This window comes from Streptomyces sp. NRRL F-5650 (assembly GCF_000721365.1).
GTDB classification, from domain to species: Bacteria; Actinomycetota; Actinomycetes; order Streptomycetales; family Streptomycetaceae; genus Streptomyces; species Streptomyces ardesiacus.
Genome location: NZ_JOGV01000005.1, coordinates 51,406 through 71,374 on the forward strand (window position 1 = coordinate 51,406; position 19,969 = coordinate 71,374).

Consider the following 19,969-nt stretch of genomic DNA (forward strand, 5'->3'; position numbering starts at 1 on the left):
GTGTGACGATGCGCAGGGCAATTCGATTCCCGGAGGTGGTGGAGGCCCACCGCATGCGCATCTTCGAGACGTTCACGGTCCACTTCAAGCAGGCGGCCAAGGAGGTTGCCCAGCTCGACGGCAACGCCTCCCTTGCCTCCGTGTACGTCGCACGGTCCACCTGGGACCGCTGGATGGCCGGAGACATCAAGGGCCTCCCGCGACCGGCGACGTGCCGTGTGCTGGAGCACCTGTTCGGCGAGCCGGCCGATCAGCTCTTCAGTTCGCTGGAGCCGGAAGTTACGACTACGGCTCCCATGGCGGGGAATGACTCGAGCTCGCCCCACCTGGCCGCCATGGAGTCGTTTCGCCTCGCTGACCGCCAGCTCGGCGGGGGGCATGTGTACCGGTCTGTGGTGCACTACCTCAACACGGTCGTTGCCCCGGCCCTCTTCGGTGCAGCGGACAGAGACGAAGACAGCGAGACCGCTTTCGGCGCGGCGGTTGTCCTCACCGAGATGGCAGCCTGGATGGCCCACGATGCGGGCCGAGACGACCTGGCGTCCGGCCACTTCAATCGTGCCCGTCGGCTGTCGCAGAGTCTGACCGACGTGACGGCGGGTGCGAACGTGATGGCCGGCATGAGCCACCTGGCCCTGCAGACCAGTCAGGTCGATGCCGCGGCAGATCTCGCCCGCAGCGGGCTCGCGCGCCTCGCGGCCGTCCCGCAGGTGCCGACCCTCAAGGCTCGCCTGCACGCCATGGAGGCCCGGGCGCTGGCGCAGCTCAATGCCGAGTCCGAGGCGCAGCGCGCGCTTGATTGTGCACGCGAGGCCCTGACCCTCGCGCGGACGGCGCCAGCGTCCAGATGGGTGGCTCCGTTCGACGAGGCAGCACTCGCCAGCGAGGCAGCCTCTGTTCTCCTAGATCTCGGCGCGCTCAAAGCGGCAGCCAAGGAAGCGGAGCACGCCTTGGCGCTGCGCGATGCGAGCCGGGTCCGCAGCCGCGCGTTCGGGCAGGTCACGTTGGCGCGAGTTCTCCTCGCGCAGGGAAAGCCCGACGCCGCGTGCTCGATCGGCATGGAGCTGCTGAACTCCAGCCAGTCGGTGACGTCTGCGCGCCTCAGCCATCAACTCAACGCGTTACAGACTGATTTCGACTCATACCGACAGGTCCGTGAGGTCCGCGAGCTCCTCTCACGGATGACCGCCACAGCACAGCACCGTACATTGCTGCTCGGCAGTCTCGCGCTCCCGGAAGGTCCGCAGTGAAAGATGCACCGATGCCAGGCGATCCCGGCCGTGAGGCCTACCTGGCCGAGGGCAATGCCCATCAGGCCCGGAAGCGTGCCGCTGCGGACGCGCTGATCCGGGATCACGCCGGGAGGCTGCTTCTGGTGAATCCGACCTACAAATCGGGCTGGGATCTGCCCGGCGGCATGGCCGAAGACAACGAGGCCCCCGAGGACGCCCTTCGACGCGAACTCAGGGAGGAGCTCGACCTTGCGGTTGCCGATCTTCGGTTCCTGGTCGTCGACTGGGTCGGGCCCCACGGCCCGTGGGACGACCTCCTCGGGTTCGTCTTCGACGCCGGCGTCCTGTCAGCCGAGCAGGTTGCCGGCCTGAAGCCGGTCGACGAGGAGATCTCCGAGCACCGCTTCTTCGAGATCCCGGAAGCGCTGCCGTTGTTGCCAGAGCGCCAGCGAGCTCGGACCGTCAACGCCCTCCAGGTCCTGGACGACGGGGTTCCACGCTACCTCCGCGATGGAGTCGCTCTTTGAAGGAGCCCGTCCGCTCGGATGATCACACGATGACCTCCACGGATGGAGCGCGCTCGTCGGGCTTGAACAGCGCGCTCTGCACTCGGGCGAATACCTCTTCGGCGAAAGCGAGTTCCTGCTCGGTGAGGGGTTGACCGAGCAGACCATGGTCGTGCCGGTGCTGCTCGTCGCCGATGCCGAGAATCAGCACAGCGTTCTGGACACGCTGAAGGATGGCCCGCAGAGCGACCCGGGCCAGTTCCTGCGGAGACGAGCCGAACCGGCCGACCAGCTGTGCGAGACCGTGGGTGACTGCTGCAGCCACAGCCCCATGGCCGGGCTCCGTGTCCGGCCACGCGGCCAGGGCACGCTCCACGCAGCCGCCCGCGAGCACCCCGTGCGCCAGCGGGGAGGCGATCACCAGACCGACGCCGTGGCGCTCAGCGAAGGCGCCGAGATCTTCACCTTCGCCGAGATCGGCCAGCGGCAGCAACGCGCTCGCCTGCGTCCAGAGCACGTCGGGGCGGATGCGGTCGAAAAGGTCCAGGAAGCGACCTATCGAGCGTTCAGAGGAGTGAGATCCTGGGCCTCGCAGCCCGATAGCTCGGATCTGGCCGAGATCGCGTAGGGCCCGCATCTGCTCGATCACTGGGTCGAGGTACCGGTCGCCAAGGCCGAAGTCGTAGGACTCCAGGGTGTAGAGGGCCAACTGGTCCAGATACAGGTTCTCCAGGGTCTGCTCGAGTTGGTGGCGGACCCGCGGGCCGGCGTAGGGGTGCGGAGCAGAACCCTGCATCCGGCCGACTTTGCTCGCGACCTGGACCCTGTGGCCCGGGTGCTCCTTGAGGACTTTGCCGACCAGTCGCTCGGCGTGGCCGCACCGGTGGCTGTCGGCTGTGTCGAGCAACTGCATTCCGTCATCTTTGCCGCCGGCTTCCAGAGCCCGCCGCAGCCCGTCGAGTAGCCGTGCGTCCTGGGGGTGAGGGGCGCTCGGGGCCCAACGGGAGGTTCCGCTGCTGATGCCCAGCGGCCGCACCGTCAGGTCTGGGGCCAAACGGCGGGGCGCGAGATCGCTCAGTGTCATCGGTCAGCGTCTCCGGCCCGGTAGAGGAAGATCGCGATGACCCGCTTCCCCTTCTTGTCGCGCTGGACTCCCCAGGCGCTCGCCAGTACGTCCACCAGAAACAGGCCTCTCCCGCCTTCGTCGTATTCATCGGCGGCCGGGGGTGCCCCCGGCACCGCGGTGGTGTCTTCACCGTCATCCCGGACCTGGATTGCCACTCCCCAGTCATACACATCGAGGGAGATGTCGAGCGCCGCTCCCGCGTGCTCGACGGCGTTGCCCACCAACTCGTCAGCCACCAGGACCACGTCGTCCGTGTATTCGCTGTCGGCCGTCCCTGCGAGAGTCGTGCGAACTATGTGCCGGGCGGCGCTCTGCGGGGCTTCGAGGCCGTAGAGGTCAATCGCAGCGTGCGTCACCTCGCGACCGCCGTCGCGTCCATGGACGCATGGCAAGACAGTGCTGGTAGGACCAAGCACGGTGGGATCACTCCTCGCTGCAATCGCGGTGCCCGGGGCACGGGCACGGACGGGACGTCCTGCTGAATACCGTGGCGCATGTCGCGGCGGGGGTGATAGCGAAACCCGTCCCCACTTCTCCCCACTTCACCGACGACTGATCGCCCTCCCGGCGCGCACAGAGACGCACCAAGGGAACCGAAGCGGGAACGAATAGGCGATATTCGTACGCTTGGCACGAGTCGAGATGTTTCAGTAAGAGGCTGCCGACCATTCTCACGTCCAGCAGCGAGGGCCCCATTCGCGCGCCAGATGCGACCTCACCTGGGCAGATACCAGGATGGAGGTCTCAGAGGCCGCGCGGATCGCATTTACCTCACCTTCGGAAATCCTGTCAACCGCTTCCAGGGAAGTGGGGCGAAGCGGGGTCGCGAAGCTGATCTCCAGCGGCGGTGTCACGCAGAAGGGCATCAACGTCGGGTTGTGTGCCCGAATTCAGCACTATTGTCCGGGTCTCTCTGGGAGCTGAAGGGGGATTTCAGCCGTCCTCCGTGCACTCGAAGTGGGGAGAAGTGGGGTCCGATTTCGCTATCGGAGCATGCCGGGGAACGGCAACGCTATTCGCAGCTCCTTCGCCCCGCCGTCCACGGAAAGGTTGCCGTGATCACTCTCATCGCGCCGGTCCTTGGCATCCAGCCCGTTGCCGATGTCCGCGAGGGAAGTTCGTCGGGACGGCAGGATGCGGCACGGCTTCGCCTCGGCTGGCCTCGGCGTAGCGGTGCCGACACAGGCACCGCACTGAACCACCAGGTCGTGGAAGACCGACCGGCCTCTTCCCGCGCCTTGATCGGAGACAACGTGTACTCGGCATTGCGTCCGAAGCCCGACTCGCGTGGACGCCCCGCTTCCCGCGCTTTCGAGATCAGGCGGCGCCACCCTCTCGACACCGTGCACGCTGTCGAGGACCTGGTGGAACGGGTGCTGGGCACGTCGCCGCTGCCCCGCGACGACGACGTCACGCTGCTCCTCGTGGGCCTGCGCCAGCAGCTCCCCCACCTGGAGCAGCTCCTGGGCGACACGGCCCCGGACTTGGTCAGCCAGGCCCGCCGTATCCGTGATGAGCCGGTGCCGGATGGACGCATGCCCATGGTGATCCTCACCATCCGGCTCGCGGAGATCGCCCAGGCCTTGGTCGGCGCTCTCCCGGGGAACGCCCTGCCGCGTGGCACGGCCACAGGAGATCTTCTCCCCTCCGACGGCCACGCAGTGGCCGGCCGCCGGAACGGGGCCGAGCCGGAACTCACCAAGACCGAGTCAATGCCCCGCCCTGAGCTCGCCCGCACGTCGGCGCCCGGCTCCGCCCGGCCCCCTTCGCAGCACCGGTCGAGTCGGGCGGCCGAGTTGGTCAGTGCCGCTGCGGGATCGCTGGGCGACTGTGGGCCGCCCGCATAGACCCGAGCCCGGCGACGCGCCACGCCCCGCTCGTCGCCGGTGCTCGCCGTGGGCTTTCGGCTTCCGACTCTGGGGGACCGTCCGGCGCACCGCCGGCCCGGTCCCGGAAGCCGAGGGCGAGTGGCAGATCCCCCGTGCTGCCGTCCCGGCTGCCGCGGTTCCCAGAACGCACCCGCGGCAGCCGGTCCACGCCCCCACGCCTTTCCACCCCTCCCACCGTCCGAGGACTCATGACCCCCATAGACCGCTCTGGCCACAGGGCGCCGCGGCGCATCATGACGGTGCGCACCCGACTCATCGTCGTGGCCTCCGTCGCGATCACCGCACTGCTCGCCCTGGTCGTCGTCAACGCCGTGCCGGCCTGGGACAAGCAGAGGAACCTGCGCAACGACAGCACCACGGGCCGCCTCGGCGGCGAAGCGTCGCTGCCCCTGTTCATCGCGGCACAGGCCGAGCGCAAGCTCACGGCCGCCTACCTGGCTCACCCGTCCTCCGCCGCGAAGGCGGCCCTGAAGGCGCAACGGGGCAAGACCGACGCCGGTCTCGCATCCTTCAGGCGCTTGTCCGGCACCGAGCTGCGCACCGACCAGCGGCACCGATGGGAGTACGTCGAAGCGGTCTACCGGCAGCTCGATGACCTGCCCCGGGTGCGTAAGAGTGTGGACGCCCGGGAGGGCGAGCCGGATGAGGCCACCGGCTACTACACCTCCTTGATCAACCGGATGATCAGCTTCTACCAGGCGTTGAGCGCGATGGACGACGGCCCGCTCACCCTGGAGACCAGGCCGTTGGTCGGACTCTTCTACGCCTCGGACGCCTTGGCCCAGCAGGACATGCTCATCACCCAGGCCCGGGAATCCGGGCAGATGACGGACGCCCACCGGGTGGCCTTCGCGGAGGCGTACGGCACCCAGCAGGTGATGTACGGGCGGTGGATCGCTCCCTACCTGCCGGAACAGGAGAAGGCGCTCTACGACAAGATCACCGCGAGCCCGGAGTGGCAGGCGCTCCAGGCGGCGCAGCGGTCGGTCATCACGCCGCCGATCGACGACCTCGGGAAGGAGCAGATCGGCGACCGGTCCTCCCTCCTCCAGTGGGACGACGCGTACGCGAAGGTCAGCGGGCAGCTCGCCGGCCTGAACCTGCAGCGCACGCAAGGGCTGCTCGCCCACGGCTTCCAGCGGGCGGACGAGATCCGCACTCAGGTGTTCCTCCAGGCCGCCGGCAGCCTGGTGGCGATCCTGCTGATCGCCGGGCTCATCATCTGGTTGATCCGTTCCATTGCCTCGCGGCTGCGTCAGCTGCGTCAGCAGACACAGGAGGGCGCCGAACGGCTGCTGCAGGTCGTGGACCGGCTGATGCGCGGCGAAGTAGTCGACGCAGAAACGGAATTCCTAGAGCCGGACCGCGGTGACGAGTTCAGCCACGTCCAGGCCGCCCTGATCGAGGCCCAGCGCACTGCGGTGCGCCAGGCCGCCGCTCAGGCCGGCGACCGCCGAGGGATCGGCGCATTCGTCGCGGCGGCGACCGAGCGGACCCTCGGACACATCAACCGGGCCCTAGGCCACCTGGAGAAGGTGATGGCCCGGCCGGACGTCGACCCTGCCCTGCTGGACGACCTGATCACCATCGACGGGGCCGTCTCTGCCAGCCGCCGCCACCAGGAGCATGTCGGGACGCTGGCTGGCAGCATGCGGCAGGACCTCTACGACCGGCCGCGGTCGATCCTCGACCTCGTCAATGACGCCGCGGTGGAGACCGGTTCTCCCAAGCGGGTAGCCAACCAGGTCACCCACACCGCCTTCGTCCCACCACAGCACGCGGCCGCCACAGTGAAGGTCGTTGCCGCGCTGATCGAGAACGGGATCGGCAACTCCACCGGCGATGTGACCGTACGCAGCATCCAGGCCGTGCACGGAATCGCCCTGGAGATCGAGGACACCGGTTTCGGGATGCCGCAGGAGGCCATCGACGCCGCCAACGCCGAACTCGCCCAGCACGACCAGGCGACGTTCGAGGCCATGGCGCAGCGGCGAGGCAAGCTCGGCCTGTTCGTCGTCGCGCGCCTGGCCGGCCACCACCATCTGAACGTGTCGCTCAGGCGATCCGCGTACAGCGGGATCACCGCCGTCGTCATGATCGACAACAAGGCGCTCACCACGGGGAAGCAAGACGTCGTCGCGCCTCCCGCGTCGGCCCGCCCCGCGCCGTCGACGGCTCTCACCACGACGGCCGCGAGCGGCGTGCCGTCACGCGCTTCCCTGCCCCGTCGGCGACAGCCGGCTCTGGACCCGGCCGCCGCTCATGCGCAGCGGCAGGCCCAGCATCTCGGCGCCGGAGCACTTCCGGCAGCCACCGACGCCGACGCCGATCCGCTGCCGCGCCGCCACGCAGGCCAGCACCTCAACCCCATCCTGCGCAGCAGCGCTCCCTCCCCCCAGCCGCGGGGCGCGAGGGACGAGTCCGACCCCCAGCAAGTCGGGGCCGACTGGGCGGACTTCCAGGCCGCAACACAGCAGGCCCCTCAGAACCACCCCCACCGATAAGGACGAGAAGACATCATGAACCCCGAGATCCAGAACCTCCTCGACCAGCGCGTCGGCCAGATCGCTCACGTGCTCGGAGCGGTCGTCGTCACCGAGGACGGCATCTTCCGCTACATGAGCGGCTGGACGAACGTGGCCGCCGACCCCTCCAGGGACAAGTCCGCCGAGGCCGCACGCAGGGAGCTGGGCGAGCACCTGGCCGCGATGACCAGCAGCATGGCCACCCTGGCCCAGCGGCAGGCCGACTACATCCACGGTGGCCACATGTTGCGCACGGTGGTGGAAACGGAGAAGGGCTGGTGCGTCGCCAGCCGCGCCGGCAATCACTGCGTCATCGCCGTGCACGCGTCGAAGGAGGCCACCCTCGGCCAGCTCGGCTTCGAGTTGACCGATCTCGCCGGTCAGCTCGGCGGCATGCTGGACGTCGAGCAGCGAGAGCTGGTCACGGGCGAGCACGGCGGGACGATTCTGTGACGGCGGCGTCGGGCGGCCGCCGGACGCGGCCGTACGCCGGAACCGGCGGCCGCACCCAGGCTCCCGACGCCACGCTGAGCATCGACACCCAGATCACCGCCCATACGGGACACGGAGGGCGGCTGCTCAGCGAGCAGCATCAGCTCGTTCTGGACCTGTGCTCCGAACCCAGGGCGGTGTCGGAGCTCGCCGGACTGCTGCAGCTGCCCGTCGGGGTCATCGCCGTCCTGGTCACCGACCTCCGGCAGCGCCAGATGGTGACCACCCAGGCCCCGGTCGACATGTCCCTCAACGACAACGTCACTCACCGCCTCATGGAGCGCGTACACGCCGCCCTGCAGGCCCAATACGAAGAAGAAACCAGGGGGGCACGCGGTGCCAACTGAACCCGCTCCGGAAGTCGTCAAGCTCGTCGTCGCCGGGGGCTTCGGGGTCGGCAAGACCACGTTCGTCGGTGCGGTCAGCGAGATCGAACCGCTGAACACCGAAGCCGTCATCACCGAGGCAAGCACCGGGATAGACCGCACCGACGGAGTCGAGAAGAAGACCACCACCACCGTCGCCTTCGACTTCGGCCGGCGCACCGTCGACGACGTCACCCTGTACCTGTTCGGCACGCCCGGCCAGGACCGGTTTTGGTACATGTGGGACGACATGGTCCGCGGCGCGGTCGGCGCCATCGTCCTGGCCGACACCCGGCGGCTCGCCGACTGCTTCGCGAGCATCGACTTCTTCGACGTCCGCGGCGTGCCCTACATCGTTGCGGTCAACGCCTTCGACGGCGCTCCCGCCTACAGCGAGGCTGACCTGCGCGCCGCCATAGACCTGCCGCCGCACATCCCCCTGCTCCAGCTGGACGCCCGCGAGTCCGGCTCGAGCACCCTCGCGCTGCTCACGCTCCTGGAGTACCGGCTCAGCCAGTCCGCCACCGCCTGATCCGAAGGACCCCCATGCCCGCCTTCTCTCCCTCCAGCCCCCTTCCCCTCTTCACCGACGAGCTCCTGACCAACCCCTACCCCGCGTACGGCGCCCTGCGGAGCACCGGCGCCGCCGTGCACCTGGAGGAGTACGGCGTGTGGGCCATACCCCGGCACGCCGACCTTGCCGCGATCCTCAAGGCCCCGGACATGTTCGGCTCCGAAGGCGGGATAGCCCTCACCGCCCTGGCGAACCAGGAGATCCTCGCCGGCACGGTCCTCGCCTCCGACGGTGCGCGGCACGCCAAGCTCCGCAAGGTGCTGTCCAAGCAGCTCGCTCCCCGCGCGATGAAGGCCCTGGCCCGCAGGATCACCGACCGCGCCGAACGCCTGGTGGACCAGTACACGAAGCCGGGCCGGTTCGACGCCGTCGCCCTGGCACGCCACATGGTCTGCGACACGGTGATGGAGCTGATGGGCCTGCCCGACGCGGACCGGGAGGTACTCCTGTCCGGCGCCGCGGCGACTTTCGACGTGTTCGGCCCGCACGGCGACCGCTACCAGCAGGCGCTGCCGCTGGCGTCCCGCATGGTCGAGATGCTCCACGAGAAGCTGATCCGCGAGAACGTGCCCTCCGAGTCGTGGATGGGGGCCATCTTCGAAGCCGTCGACGCCGGACAGATCGAGGAGAGCGACGCGGTACCGCTCGCCTCGGCCTACACGGCCGCGGCCATCGACACCACCGTCCTCGGCCTCGCCGACTGCCTCGTCCAGCTCGCCCGGCACCCGGAGCAGTGGCAGGTCCTCCGCCGCGACCCCGTCCGCTGGGCCACGCCCGCCTTCCATGAGGCTCTGAGACTCGAAGCCCCCATACAGGGCTTCGGGCGGCTGCTGACCAAGGACGCCGACATCGGCGGCGTCCACCTGCCCGCGGGCGACCAGGTGTGGCTGCTGTACGGCTCCGCCGGCCGCGACCCCCGCCGCTGGGGGGACGAAGCCGACATGTTCAACATCAGGCGCCTGCGCAACCACCAACACCTGGCCTTCGGCGGCGGGCCGCACCTGTGCGCCGGCATCCCACTCGCCGAGCTCCAGGCCCGATCCGTCCTGCGGGCCCTGGCCGCCCGCTGCTCCCACCTCACCCTCGACGGCGAGCCGGTCCGCGTCCTGAACAACCTCCTGCGTGGCTACAGCAGCGCGCCGCTCGCCGTCGAACTCGCCCCCCGCCCGTCCGCCTCCGACGCCCCGGCCCGCTCGACCTAGGCGTGCCAGCAAGGAACCGTGACATGACCCTCGCGACCCTCGTGACTCGCACCGCTGCGAACCCAGCACCCGATCTCGTCCCCGCCGCCCGGCCTCGCCGGGTCGGGCCCCACTGGGAGGTCTTGCTCATGCCCGAGCGGCTCGGCCGGCTCCTGACGAGCGCCCTGGCGGGAAGACCTGCCCGGACCGCTCCTCTGGGCTGGGTCTTCGCGCACGCCGGACAGTGGGGGATCTTCCTCCCCCCGGAGTCCGACGAGCCCGCCTGGCCGTCGGACACGACCTACCTCAAGGCGGGCTCCAGCCTCACGCTCCCCGCGCCCGGAGCCCGGCCGGACGCGTGGACGGGCGCATCCGGGTGGGTGAGCCGGGACGGCAACCGGCTCAGCCGACCGCTGCTGGTCCACCCCGTCCTCACCGCCCTCGCCGCCGCCGCGTAGGGCCCCGTCTCCGCTGGCCAACAGCGACAGCCACAACCGCGGCCAGCCGACCCGAAGACGCGCCGGCCACCCGAGCGCACCGCAGACACCGAAGCCGATCCGCACCGTCTGACCAGGAGACGTCCGTGCAAGCCCTCAGCGCCCCACCGTCCACGAACCAGGCCCCCGAGCGGCGCAGCCCTCTGTACATCGCCCCGCTCGCGGGCGAGTTCGAGTGCGACGTCACCGTGCTGTTCGACGAGAACGGGCACGCCTACTTCGCCGACGAACGACCCGAGGACCGCGACGTCGACGACCTGCTCTGGGAGCGGTGGGGCGGGAGTCCGACCGGCGAGCCGGACTGGGCCGCGCACCACCCCGCGCGCCAGTGCGAGGTCATGGACGGGCGGCCGTTGTGCGGGGTCTGCAAGGGCGAGCCGGACCGCGACGAACGCGGAACGCTCTGGCTCCTGCACGCCGATGAGAACACCCAGGCGCTCGTGTCCTTCCCCATCAGCATCACGACCGCCACGCCCGCAGTCTGCATCCCGTGCGCCCGGCGTGCCCTGCGGGCGTGCCGGGAACTTCAGGGCGGGTTCATCGCTCTGCGCGTGCGCGAAGCCCCGGTCATCGGCGTGCGGGGCACCTTGTACTCCCCCACCGACCCCCCGCAGCCCAACCAGGTTGTCCGCTTCGGCGATGACGCCCTGCACCGGCTGGTCGCCCGCCAGCTGATGCGCGAGCTGATCAACGCCGAACTCGACGTGACCACCCTGGTGGCAGGTGACTTCCCCACGGCCCGCCTGGCCGTGGGCGCGCTGTCGGGCCCTGGCCCGGTGTGGGGGTGACCACGATGCGCAAAGCGGCACTCTTCGACCTGGACAGCACTCTCACCGACCACGCGACGGCCTTCGCCAGGTGGGCGGATGAGTTCGGCGCTTCCACCGGCATCCCCTTGTCCGCGCTGATGAGAGCCGAGACGCTCCATGGCGGCGCCCGCCACGCGTTCTTCGCCGACCTCAAGAGCGCCTTCGGGCTCCGGCGCTCCATCGCGTCCCTGCACGCCGACTACCGGCTACGCTCCGCCGAGCTCGTGCCCTACCGCCCTGAGGTCTGCACCGCCATGCAGCAACTCGCCGACGAGGGCTGGGAACTGGGCGTCATCACGAACGGATCGCCCGACGCGCAACGCCGCAAGCTCGAAACCGCTCACCTGACCCGCTACTTCGCCGCGGTCGTGATCTCCGGCGAGTACGGCATCCGGAAGCCGGACGAGGCCCTGTTCCAGGTCGCACTGGACGACCTGGGCGTCGACGACCCCGCCCACGCGGTGATGACCGGCGACAGTCTCATCGCCGACATCGGCGGCGGGCAGCACGCGGGGCTGCGCACCGTATGGATCGCCCATGGACGTACCCGCCAGCACCTCGACCCGGAACCCACCCACGTGGCGCATGACGTGGTCGAGGCGGCCACCTGGCTGCTCGCCAACCCGCCCCGTCCGCAACGACCCTCTCCCCTCTCCCTTGTGGGCGGGTGATTCACCTGTGCGAGGCAAGGACATCGCCCGGCTGGCCACCTTCCTGATCGCCGTCGCGGTGATCATCATCGCCGCGCAGCTGCCCACCCCGCTGTAGTCCGCGCCGAAGCGAGGCCGCGCGGCATCTGCTCCGCCGGCCTCACCGCACCCCGTGGCGCCCGCGATCCGCGGGCGTCGAGCCGCACGACACGACAACCACCGCGGTCCCCCCGCAGGACCATCGAACAGAACGGACTTCCATGGCTGGGCGTATCGAGGACTACGCACTCATCGGCGATCTCCAGACGGCCGCGCTCACCGGCCGCACCGGGACGATCGACTGGTTGTGCCTGCCCCGGCTGGACTCGGAGGCCGTGCTCGCCGGACTGCTGGGCACCCCCGACAACGGCTACTGGCACATCGGCCCGTCGGTGCCTGAGACCAGCCCGCGTCCCGCGGCCGACCGCCGCTCCTACCGCGGCGACACGCTGATCATGGAAATGGAGTGGGACACCCCGACCGGCACGTTGCGCGTCACGGACTTCATGCCTCCGCGGATGGACGCCGACGACACGCCGCGCCTGGTGCGGATTGCCGAAGCCATCACCGGAACCGTCGACGTCGACGTCGCCCTGTCCTTGCGCTTCGACTACGGCAAGGTCGTGCCCTGGGTCCAGAAGGCCGCCGACAACCGCACCCGCGCGGTCGCCGGCCCCGACGCAGTCTGGCTGGACACCGATGCGGAAACCCACGGCGAGTCGCTGACCACACGCTCCCGCCTCACGCTCGCCGAGGGCGAGCGCACCACCTTCACCCTGAGCTGGCAGCCCTCCTACAAGGGCGCGCCCGACAAGCTCGACATCGACCAGGCCTTCGAGGACACCGAGAAGTTCTGGACGGACTGGGTCTCGCGATGCACCCACAGCGACCCCTACCGGGCCGCGGTGATCCGCTCGCTGATCACGCTCAAGGCGCTGACGAACCCGCTGACCGGCGGGATCGCCGCCGCGGCAACCACCTCGCTGCCGGAGGAGATCGGCGGCGTCCGCAACTGGGACTACCGCTACGTCTGGATCAGGGACGCCGCGAAGATCCTCTCCAGCCTCATGCGAGCCGGCTACCTCGACGAAGCCCGCGCCTGGCGCGAGTGGCTGCTGCGCGCAGTCGCCGGCGACCCGCAGAACCTGCAGATCATGTACGGCATCGCCGGGGAGCGCGAGATGCCGGAGACCACGCTGGACTGGCTCGTCGGCTACGAGGGTTCGGCACCGGTACGCATCGGCAACGGCGCCGCCGGCCAGCGCCAGCTCGACGTGTACGGCGAAGTGATCGGGACCCTGCACCTGGCCGCCCTGTTCGGTCTGGAACGCGACGAGACCAGCAACACCCTGCTGACCAAGCTCGTGGAGTCGGTCGAGACGCACTGGCGTGAGCCTGACGCGGGCATCTGGGAATCGCGCGGGCCCGCCCAGCACTTCGTGCACTCCAAGGTGATGGCCTGGGTCGCGGTCGACCGGGCCGTCAAACTCGTCGAGGACGGTCATGCCGACGGCCTTGTCGAACAGTGGAGGAAGCTGCGGGAGACCATCCACCAGGACGTCTGCGCCAACGGATACGACGCCGAACGCAACACCTTCACCCAGTACTACGGCAGCCAGGACCTCGACGCCGCGCTGCTGCTCATCCCCCAGGTGGGCTTCCTGCCGGCGGACGACGAGCGAGTCATCGGCACCATCGAGGCCGTCCAGAGGGAACTCTCCACCTCCGACGGGTTCGTCCTGCGCTACCCGACCAATGGCAACGACGTCGGCATGGACGGGCTGCCGGGTGACGAGGGTGACTTCCTCGTCTGCGCGTTCTGGCTGGCCAAGGACCTTGCGATGATCGGCCGCTACGCCGACGCACGCACCCTGTTCGAGCGCCTCCTCAGCCTGAGCAACGACGTCGGGCTGCTGGCCGAGGAATGGGACTCGAAGCTGCAGCGGCAGCTCGGGAACTTCCCGCAGGGCTTCAGCCACCTCGGCGTCGTGGAGGTAGCCCTCGAACTGGAACTCTGTGACCAACGGGCATCGCTCGCCGCGCTCGAGGGAGCGGCCCGATGAGTCGGAACGCTCTTGCCGAGGGCTCGCCCCCAAGTGGCGCCGCTTGCGTTCCGGGTCCCGCAGGCAGCAGCTTCGTGGCCCCCCGGGACGTCGTGGTCGTGACCGCCGACCGCATCGATCGAGCCTGCCATGACGCTCTGAAGTCCCACTACGAGCGCCACCCCGACGTCCCGGTCGTCCTGATGGCCGACCTCGTCGGCGCTCACGACATCGTCGCTGTCGCGCCGTACGGCGTGGCAGCGGTGGTGCGCACCGCCGAGCTGAACGACGACCCGGACCTCCTCCAGCGCGTGAAAGCCCTGGCCGCCGAAGGCGGGCACCGCCTCCCGCCTGGACTGGGAAGCAGCATTCGGACCGCCGCGGCCGAGCCGACACGTCAGCAAACGCTCGGGCAGCCCGGCATCCTCCTGAAGCCCTCGGAGGTCGACGTTCTGCTCCTCGTGGCTCAGGGACTGACGCGTATGGGCATCGCCCGGCGGCTCGGCCGAAACCCCGAGCAAGTCCGGTCCACGCTCAAGAACATCTTCGTTCGGCTGGGCGTACACCAGCGGGCCGAAGCAGTCGCTTACGCCGCCCGCGCAGGCCTTCTGTGGACCATGTCCGACCGGGAGGCACGGTGAGTCCTCTGCCCCCTCAGCCCGCATCCGTCGATGCTCCCGTTGCCCCTTCCTCGACACCGGCGCCCTCCCTGCGCGGACACCGCAGCTTCCAGGCCTACTGGCTGGGCGAGGCAACAGCCCTGGCCGGCTCGTCGGTCTCCGCAGTCGCGCTCCCGGTGATCGCAGCGATGGAGCTCGGCGCCACCCCGGGCCAGGTCTCCACGCTCGCCTCCGCCATGATGGCGCCCGCGTTCCTCCTCGCGCTGCCCGCCGGCGTCGCGGGCGACCGCTTCTCCAAGAAGCAGCTGATGGTGGGCACCGACCTCGCGGCGGCCGCGGTGGTCACGGTGGTCCCCGCCTGCTGGGCCACCGACACGCTGTCCATGCCGGTCCTGTACTGCGTGGCGCTCCTGCTGGGGGCGCTGACGGTGCTGCACCAGACCGCGGCGATCGCCATCGTGCCCGAGCTGGTGGAACCCGAACTCCTGCCCGATGCCAACGCCCAGGCGATGGCGGCCTTCGCCGTCGCCGGATCCGCCGGAACCTACGCCGGGACCGCCGCGGTCAGCCTGCTGGGCGCCGCCCGCTGCCTGCTCCTGGACTCCGCGTCCTACCTGATCAGCGCCTGGTGCGCCTCGCGCATCTCCACCATCCACGCAGACCGGCATTCAGCCGGACCGCGCACCGGGATGATCACGTCGATCCGTGAGGGCATGGCGCACGTACTGCCAGATCCGCTCCAGCGGCCCCTGGTCCTGACGATGGCCTACCACGCATTCGCCGAGGCCATCGTCACGACGTACTTCGCGTACTACCTGCTGACCGAACTCGACTACGGCGACATCGGTCTCGGACTGGTGCTGGGCGCGGTCGGGGTCGGCAGCCTCGTAGGTGCCCTGGTCGCCAGCCGGATGGTGCGCCGACTGGGACCCGGAATGGTCCTGCTCGTCGGCTTCGCCGCGTACCCCATATACGGGGTTCCGCTCCTTCTCGCCCGCTCCGGGCACGGGTGGTTGATCACCTTGGTCGCGGCCAGCGCCGTCAAGGCGGTAGCGGTCACGGCGGCCGCCTCCACACAGCGGTCGCTCCGCCAGCAGCTGTGCCCATCTCACCTTCAGTCCCGTGTCCAGCAGACCTCCGTGTGGCTGGTTGCCGGGGCCCGGCTTCTGGCGACCCTGGTGGCTGGCGCCGTAGCTGCCTTGGTCGGTGTGTGGGCCGCGCTGTTGACCGGCACGGTGCTCCTCCTCAGCCCTGTAGCGCTGCTGTGGATCTCGCCCGTCCGCCAGCTGAAGGTCATGCCGGGCGCCACCACAGCGCTGCCCGCTCAGATCAGTCGACCGATGGAAGAAGGCGGAGACCGTGTCCACTGATCGCGCTACCCCCTCCGCACGGCCCCAACCGGTGCGGGCGTGGGCTGAGTTCACGGTCACTGGCGGCCTGGCATGACCAATGTGACGACTGCTTTGCACCGTAACGCCGCGGCGTCTCGCCTGGGCTTGCTGCGACGCGCGCAACTGGAGACGGTCCTGCGACGTGAAGCGGGCGAGAAGCGGATCGCTCTGTACGTACTGGTCGGCTCCGGGCAGGATCCCGCTCCTCGTCTCGCCGCCGCGCAGGCCCTCGCGACCCGCCGGGGCTGGACGGTCGCCGATCGCACCTTCGACGTCACGGGACCGACCGCCCCGGCCACACGCCCCCAGCTCGCCCGGCTGCTCGCCGCGGCCCGACGCCGGGAGATCCACGGCATCCTCGCCGCCTCCCGGCTCGACATCAGCGACGACGACAAGGAGTACGAGGCGATGCTCGATCACATCCGAGCCCTGGGCGTCGGACTCGCCCTCGCGCGCGAGGAGAACGTCCTATGACCTCACCGAGAACGCCCGCGGCCGCCGTGACGACACGGAGCCCGGAGTCGACCCCTCCCCCGAACGCCTCGATCTGCCCTTCATCGAGACAGGCAAGAAGCTCACCGACGCCGCGCGGGCGAAGTTCGCGAAGAAGGTGTGGCCGCCTACCGCACCCCGGGCCGCACGGTCACCATCCGGGAGATCTGCGAGGTGACAAACCGGTCCTACGGAGCCATCCACTCCCTCTTGAGCGAAGCCGGGGCCACCAAGCGCGGGCGCCGCACCGCCGGCACGGAAGAGCAGGTGAGCTCGTGAACGACCCCCACCCGCCCGAACCGGGCTACCCCGCTCTCGCGGAGGACCTGCTGGACCGCGCGCAACGGGCCAAGGAACACTGGCGCACACCCGGCGCCGAACGCCTCGGCATGTCACCACACACACTCGCCGCCCTCGCCCAGACCCAGCACGACAACGCCGCCGGGCTGAAGCGGATCGTCGATCGGCTCGGGCAGTGGCCGGGCCGCAGCACCGTGGGGGCGGACGCCTGCCAGGCCGCCGTGGACATCGCGGTGCACAGCGACCACAACCCGGCGCTCCAGCGGACGCTGCTCGGTCTGCTCCGGAGAGCCGTGGAAGCCGGTGACGCCACCAGCGCCCAGCTCGCTCACCTGCAAGACCGCTGCCAGGTCAACGTGGGGCAAGCCCAGCTGTACGGAACCCAGCACTGGTACCGCCCCGACGGGCTCCTCGAACCGCACCCGATCGCCGATCCCGCTCAGCTCGACACCCGCCGGGCCGGCGCGGGCCTGCCGCCCCACAGCGGAAAGGCCCGCCATCTGCGCGAGCGGCACAGGCCGATCGCCTTCCTATCCGTCTCCGCTGCAGCGGAGCCCGCCCCCCTGCCCGGAAGGCACGCGGCATGAACGCAAGCACGATCACCGCGCTGAACTGGAACGTCGAAAAGGGCATCAACCGGGAGGAAGCTGCGACCTGGGTGCAGCAGCAGGACTCGGACATCTTCTTCCAGCAGGAGGTCCAGCCCGGACAGCTCGACGTCCTCGCCGAGCGTCTGGGCATGGACGGGTACAGCGCCGTCCACCGGCCCAGCAGCAACAACGACAACGCCATCTTCCTCAAGCGCGGCGGCCCGCTCGCCTTCGTCGAGGAGTACGAGCAGAGTTGGGCCCCCTGGCATGCTCCGGCCAACATCGCGGTGACACTGCGCGACGACGATGGCACTTTCAGCCCGCGGCAGATCAGATGCGTCAGCGGGCACGCCTGCTATTGGTCCGCCGAGTACCGGCTGACCGAAACGAAGTGGTGCTCCACCCTGGCCAAGCCCGGCTGGCTCGCCCTCCACTTCTGGGACTGGAACAGCTACCGCGCCGACGAGGGCGGTCCGTGGGAGGACTACGACGACCTCGCCTTCGTAGCCAGCCGCACCTACTTCGAAGGCGGCCGTCGGCACACCGACGACCGTCCGGACCGCGAGATGCTCGCCGCCGGATACGTCGAGATGGGCCGCCACGCTGCCGAGCACCTCGGTCAGCCGGATGCCCTGAACCCCTCCTCCGGCTACCGCGACCACCCCGGCCGGCCGAACGGGCCCAGGTACTGCATCGACCGCGGATACCTCAGCGCGGAACTCGTCCCCGCCCTGGCCGGCTTCACCGTCTGCGACACCCCGGAACTGCGCCGACTGTCCGACCACCTGCCCCTGCGCGCCGAGTTCGACGTGACGCAGTTGCGCACCATCCTGCACCGGCCCACCGCGATGTATCAGCCGCACGACAACCGGTGCGCCGCGTCCGCCCACGGCCACCACCATGCGGCTGCCGGCGGTGCGGCATGACCATCACTGTTCGGCTGGGTACGTACAACCTTCTCAACGGCGGCGGTGAGCGCTGGCGCGCTCAGGCCGAGTTCCTTCGGGCGCAGAACCTGGACGTCCTGTGCCTGCAGGAGGCGAAGAGGTGGGACGAGGGCGGCTACGCCCGCATGCTCGGCTTCGCCGAACTTCTCGGGATGCAGGCCCAGTTCGCTCCGTCCAACAGCCACAAGTGCCACCTGGTCACCCTTTACCGGTGGCCCCGCATGCGGTGTACGGCGTTCTACCCCGATGTCGCAGAAGGCACCTTCCACCATGCCGTCTCCCGTGCCCACCTCACTGTGGGCGGTCACGAACTCACCGTGCTCAACACCCACCTGGCCCCGTTCAACGGCAGCAGCCGCGCCCGCGAAGCCGACTGGCTGACCGAGTACGGCGCCGCCGGCCGGCGCGTCGTCCTGGCCGGAGACCTGAACGTCCAAGGCCTCGTCGACGAGGAGCTGGAGGACTGGGGAGTCATTCCGGCCGAACTGCACTCCCGCCACCGGTCGCAACTGCCCGACGGCAGCTACGGCGGCAGTGACCGCCTGGCGATGGCCAAGCTCGTGCACGCTGGTTTCACCGATCCTGTCGCAGCGCTCGGCATCCCGGTGCCACGCACGGCCGGCTACTGGAGCGACGCCGAGCAGTGGGACCACCGGTCGGATCACATCCTCCTCGCGCCGGGCCTCGCTCCCGCCCTGAGCGGGTGCGAGGTACCCGATACCGAGGAAGCCCGGGGCCTGAGCGACCACCTGCCGTTCATCGTCACGCTCGAACTGCCGCAGGCGGGTGCAGCATGATCCACGTCAGGTGCCCTGCCGCCCCTTGTATCGATCTGCTCCCGGACCTTGATGGCGATGTGTGTGAGGAGCTCGCGGGTCTGGCTCAGCGATGCATTAGCGGGTATAGCGACGACCGGCCGGTCAGCGCCTCCCTGGTGCGCTCGCGGCTGACGAACGCGCTGACCGGCGTGCCGCCCGTCCTCGCGGTGGCCCGTAACGGGCAGGGCCTGGCCGGCTGGTGTGCCGTGCGGCGCCCGGAGCCTGGTGAGGCGAGGGCGCGGCTGTGGGGTCCGGTCGTGGAGCCGTCGGCGCGCCAAGCAAATCTGGGTCGGAGGCTGCTGCAGACGGTGGTGGACGCGGTGCAGTGGCCGCTGGTGACCACGGACGTGCCCGTGGACCGGGACGGCGCCGGCATGTTCTTCACCAGGTCCGGGTGGGAGGTGCTGCACACCATCACGGTGTTACACGGCACCCCGTCCGCCGACGGGCCCGGTGCCGTCACAGCAGTCGGCATCACCGGGCTGGAGGCGTACGTCGCCGCGGCCGGCCGCCGGTTCGCCGGTCTGGAGGCGTCGTTCGCCGAGGCGACGCTGCCGCGGTGGCGGGACGACGCACGCTTCAGCGCCGAGACGCTGCTGCTCGACCCTCCGACCGGGTCGCTGCTGCTGGCCCTGGTCCAGCGAAACACCACCGGCAGTGAGCTGCTGGTGGCCGAGGTGTGGGCCGCCGATGCGGAGGTCCGCAGGCGGCTCATCGCCCAGGCGCACGCCCTGGCAGCCGAACAACAGGTCGCGACGGTGCGCGCGGTGACGCGGCAGGACCCGGCCGACTTCACCGCCAGCGGCATGCGCGTTACCGGCCGCTGCCACACCTACACCCTTCCCGGCGAGCGTTGAGCCCCGGGCATCCCCTACCCCCTGACA

At 69.8% G+C, this 19,969-nt stretch carries 22 protein-coding genes; 20 read left to right on the plus strand and 2 right to left on the minus strand.

What is annotated here, in order from left to right; genetic code table 11:
* The first annotated feature begins 53 nt into the window (after positions 1-53).
* Together IG88_RS0107205 and IG88_RS0107210 are read left to right on the plus strand one after the other, a co-directional pair.
* Positions 54-1,250 carry a hypothetical protein gene (locus IG88_RS0107205; RefSeq protein ID WP_234332032.1) on the plus strand — a complete coding sequence of 399 codons (1,197 nt, stop codon included), beginning with the start codon at positions 54-56 and terminating at the stop codon, positions 1,248-1,250.
* Between the two features lie 11 nt (positions 1,251-1,261).
* Entirely contained in the window at positions 1,262-1,759 is a 498-nt protein-coding gene (locus tag IG88_RS0107210) for an NUDIX domain-containing protein (RefSeq protein ID WP_031036262.1), read from the plus strand.
* 22 nt (positions 1,760-1,781) lie between these two features.
* Here IG88_RS0107210 and IG88_RS0107215 read toward each other — a convergent pair whose 3' ends face one another.
* Entirely contained in the window at positions 1,782-2,822 is a 1,041-nt protein-coding gene (locus IG88_RS0107215; protein ID WP_031036264.1) for an aldo/keto reductase, read from the minus strand.
* Positions 2,819-3,220: an ATP-binding protein gene (locus tag IG88_RS0107220; RefSeq protein WP_031036267.1), complete on the minus strand. Its 402-nt coding sequence runs from the start codon at positions 3,218-3,220 to the stop codon at positions 2,819-2,821. The genes IG88_RS0107215 and IG88_RS0107220 overlap by 4 nt, the downstream gene beginning before the upstream one ends.
* Positions 3,221-3,919: 699 nt before the next feature.
* Here IG88_RS0107220 and IG88_RS0107225 point away from each other — a divergent pair.
* The 18 genes from IG88_RS0107225 to IG88_RS0107315 all read left to right on the plus strand — a co-directional run bounded on the left by IG88_RS0107225 (position 3,920) and on the right by IG88_RS0107315 (position 19,942).
* A complete protein-coding gene (locus IG88_RS0107225) occupies positions 3,920-4,711 on the plus strand; it encodes a hypothetical protein (protein WP_031036270.1) in 792 nt (263 codons plus the stop codon).
* Positions 4,712-4,941: 230 nt separating this feature from the next.
* Positions 4,942-7,257, plus strand: coding sequence for a nitrate- and nitrite sensing domain-containing protein (locus IG88_RS0107230; protein WP_078861423.1), 2,316 nt, complete (start codon positions 4,942-4,944; stop codon positions 7,255-7,257).
* Positions 7,258-7,272: 15 nt separating this feature from the next.
* The gene (locus tag IG88_RS0107235) at positions 7,273-7,731 is read left to right on the plus strand and encodes a roadblock/LC7 domain-containing protein (protein WP_031036275.1); all 459 of its coding nucleotides are present in this window, start codon (positions 7,273-7,275) and stop codon (positions 7,729-7,731) included.
* Complete coding sequence (locus IG88_RS0107240; RefSeq protein ID WP_031036278.1) at positions 7,728-8,117, plus strand: DUF742 domain-containing protein; 390 nt, start codon at positions 7,728-7,730, stop codon at positions 8,115-8,117. The genes IG88_RS0107235 and IG88_RS0107240 overlap by 4 nt, the downstream gene beginning before the upstream one ends.
* Positions 8,107-8,667 (plus strand): GTP-binding protein, encoded by a 561-nt coding sequence (locus IG88_RS0107245; RefSeq protein WP_031036281.1) that lies wholly within the window; start codon positions 8,107-8,109, stop codon positions 8,665-8,667. The genes IG88_RS0107240 and IG88_RS0107245 overlap by 11 nt, the downstream gene beginning before the upstream one ends.
* Positions 8,668-8,681: 14 nt before the next feature.
* The gene (locus IG88_RS0107250; protein ID WP_031036284.1) at positions 8,682-9,911 is read left to right on the plus strand and encodes a cytochrome P450; all 1,230 of its coding nucleotides are present in this window, start codon (positions 8,682-8,684) and stop codon (positions 9,909-9,911) included.
* 128 nt (positions 9,912-10,039) lie between these two features.
* The gene (locus IG88_RS0107255) at positions 10,040-10,348 is read left to right on the plus strand and encodes a hypothetical protein (RefSeq protein WP_234332033.1); all 309 of its coding nucleotides are present in this window, start codon (positions 10,040-10,042) and stop codon (positions 10,346-10,348) included.
* A gap of 125 nt (positions 10,349-10,473) precedes the next feature.
* On the plus strand, positions 10,474-11,175 hold the full coding sequence (locus tag IG88_RS0107260; protein ID WP_234332034.1) for a hypothetical protein: 702 nt from the start codon (positions 10,474-10,476) through the stop codon (positions 11,173-11,175).
* 5 nt (positions 11,176-11,180) lie between these two features.
* Positions 11,181-11,867, plus strand: coding sequence for an HAD family hydrolase (locus IG88_RS0107265; RefSeq protein WP_031036293.1), 687 nt, complete (start codon positions 11,181-11,183; stop codon positions 11,865-11,867).
* A 239-nt stretch (positions 11,868-12,106) separates the two neighbouring features.
* Positions 12,107-13,948 carry a glycoside hydrolase family 15 protein gene (locus IG88_RS0107275; RefSeq protein ID WP_031036296.1) on the plus strand — a complete coding sequence of 614 codons (1,842 nt, stop codon included), beginning with the start codon at positions 12,107-12,109 and terminating at the stop codon, positions 13,946-13,948.
* Between the two features lie 98 nt (positions 13,949-14,046).
* Positions 14,047-14,568 carry a helix-turn-helix transcriptional regulator gene (locus tag IG88_RS0107280; protein WP_234332036.1) on the plus strand — a complete coding sequence of 174 codons (522 nt, stop codon included), beginning with the start codon at positions 14,047-14,049 and terminating at the stop codon, positions 14,566-14,568.
* The gene (locus IG88_RS0107285) at positions 14,565-15,917 is read left to right on the plus strand and encodes an MFS transporter (RefSeq protein ID WP_031036301.1); all 1,353 of its coding nucleotides are present in this window, start codon (positions 14,565-14,567) and stop codon (positions 15,915-15,917) included. Before IG88_RS0107280 ends, IG88_RS0107285 begins: the two co-directional genes overlap by 4 nt.
* Positions 15,918-16,043: 126 nt before the next feature.
* Positions 16,044-16,412 (plus strand): recombinase family protein, encoded by a 369-nt coding sequence (locus IG88_RS0107290; RefSeq protein ID WP_051851802.1) that lies wholly within the window; start codon positions 16,044-16,046, stop codon positions 16,410-16,412.
* 138 nt (positions 16,413-16,550) lie between these two features.
* On the plus strand, positions 16,551-16,709 hold the full coding sequence (locus IG88_RS45250; protein WP_420712077.1) for a helix-turn-helix domain-containing protein: 159 nt from the start codon (positions 16,551-16,553) through the stop codon (positions 16,707-16,709).
* The gene (locus IG88_RS0107300) at positions 16,706-17,317 is read left to right on the plus strand and encodes a DUF6624 domain-containing protein (RefSeq protein ID WP_051851803.1); all 612 of its coding nucleotides are present in this window, start codon (positions 16,706-16,708) and stop codon (positions 17,315-17,317) included. The genes IG88_RS45250 and IG88_RS0107300 overlap by 4 nt, the downstream gene beginning before the upstream one ends.
* Positions 17,314-18,246, plus strand: coding sequence for a hypothetical protein (locus IG88_RS0107305; protein WP_031036307.1), 933 nt, complete (start codon positions 17,314-17,316; stop codon positions 18,244-18,246). Before IG88_RS0107300 ends, IG88_RS0107305 begins: the two co-directional genes overlap by 4 nt.
* Positions 18,243-19,064, plus strand: coding sequence for an endonuclease/exonuclease/phosphatase family protein (locus tag IG88_RS0107310; RefSeq protein WP_031036310.1), 822 nt, complete (start codon positions 18,243-18,245; stop codon positions 19,062-19,064). Before IG88_RS0107305 ends, IG88_RS0107310 begins: the two co-directional genes overlap by 4 nt.
* A 137-nt stretch (positions 19,065-19,201) precedes the next feature.
* Positions 19,202-19,942: a GNAT family N-acetyltransferase gene (locus IG88_RS0107315; protein ID WP_158853798.1), complete on the plus strand. Its 741-nt coding sequence runs from the start codon at positions 19,202-19,204 to the stop codon at positions 19,940-19,942.
* The last annotated feature ends 27 nt before the right edge of the window (positions 19,943-19,969 follow it).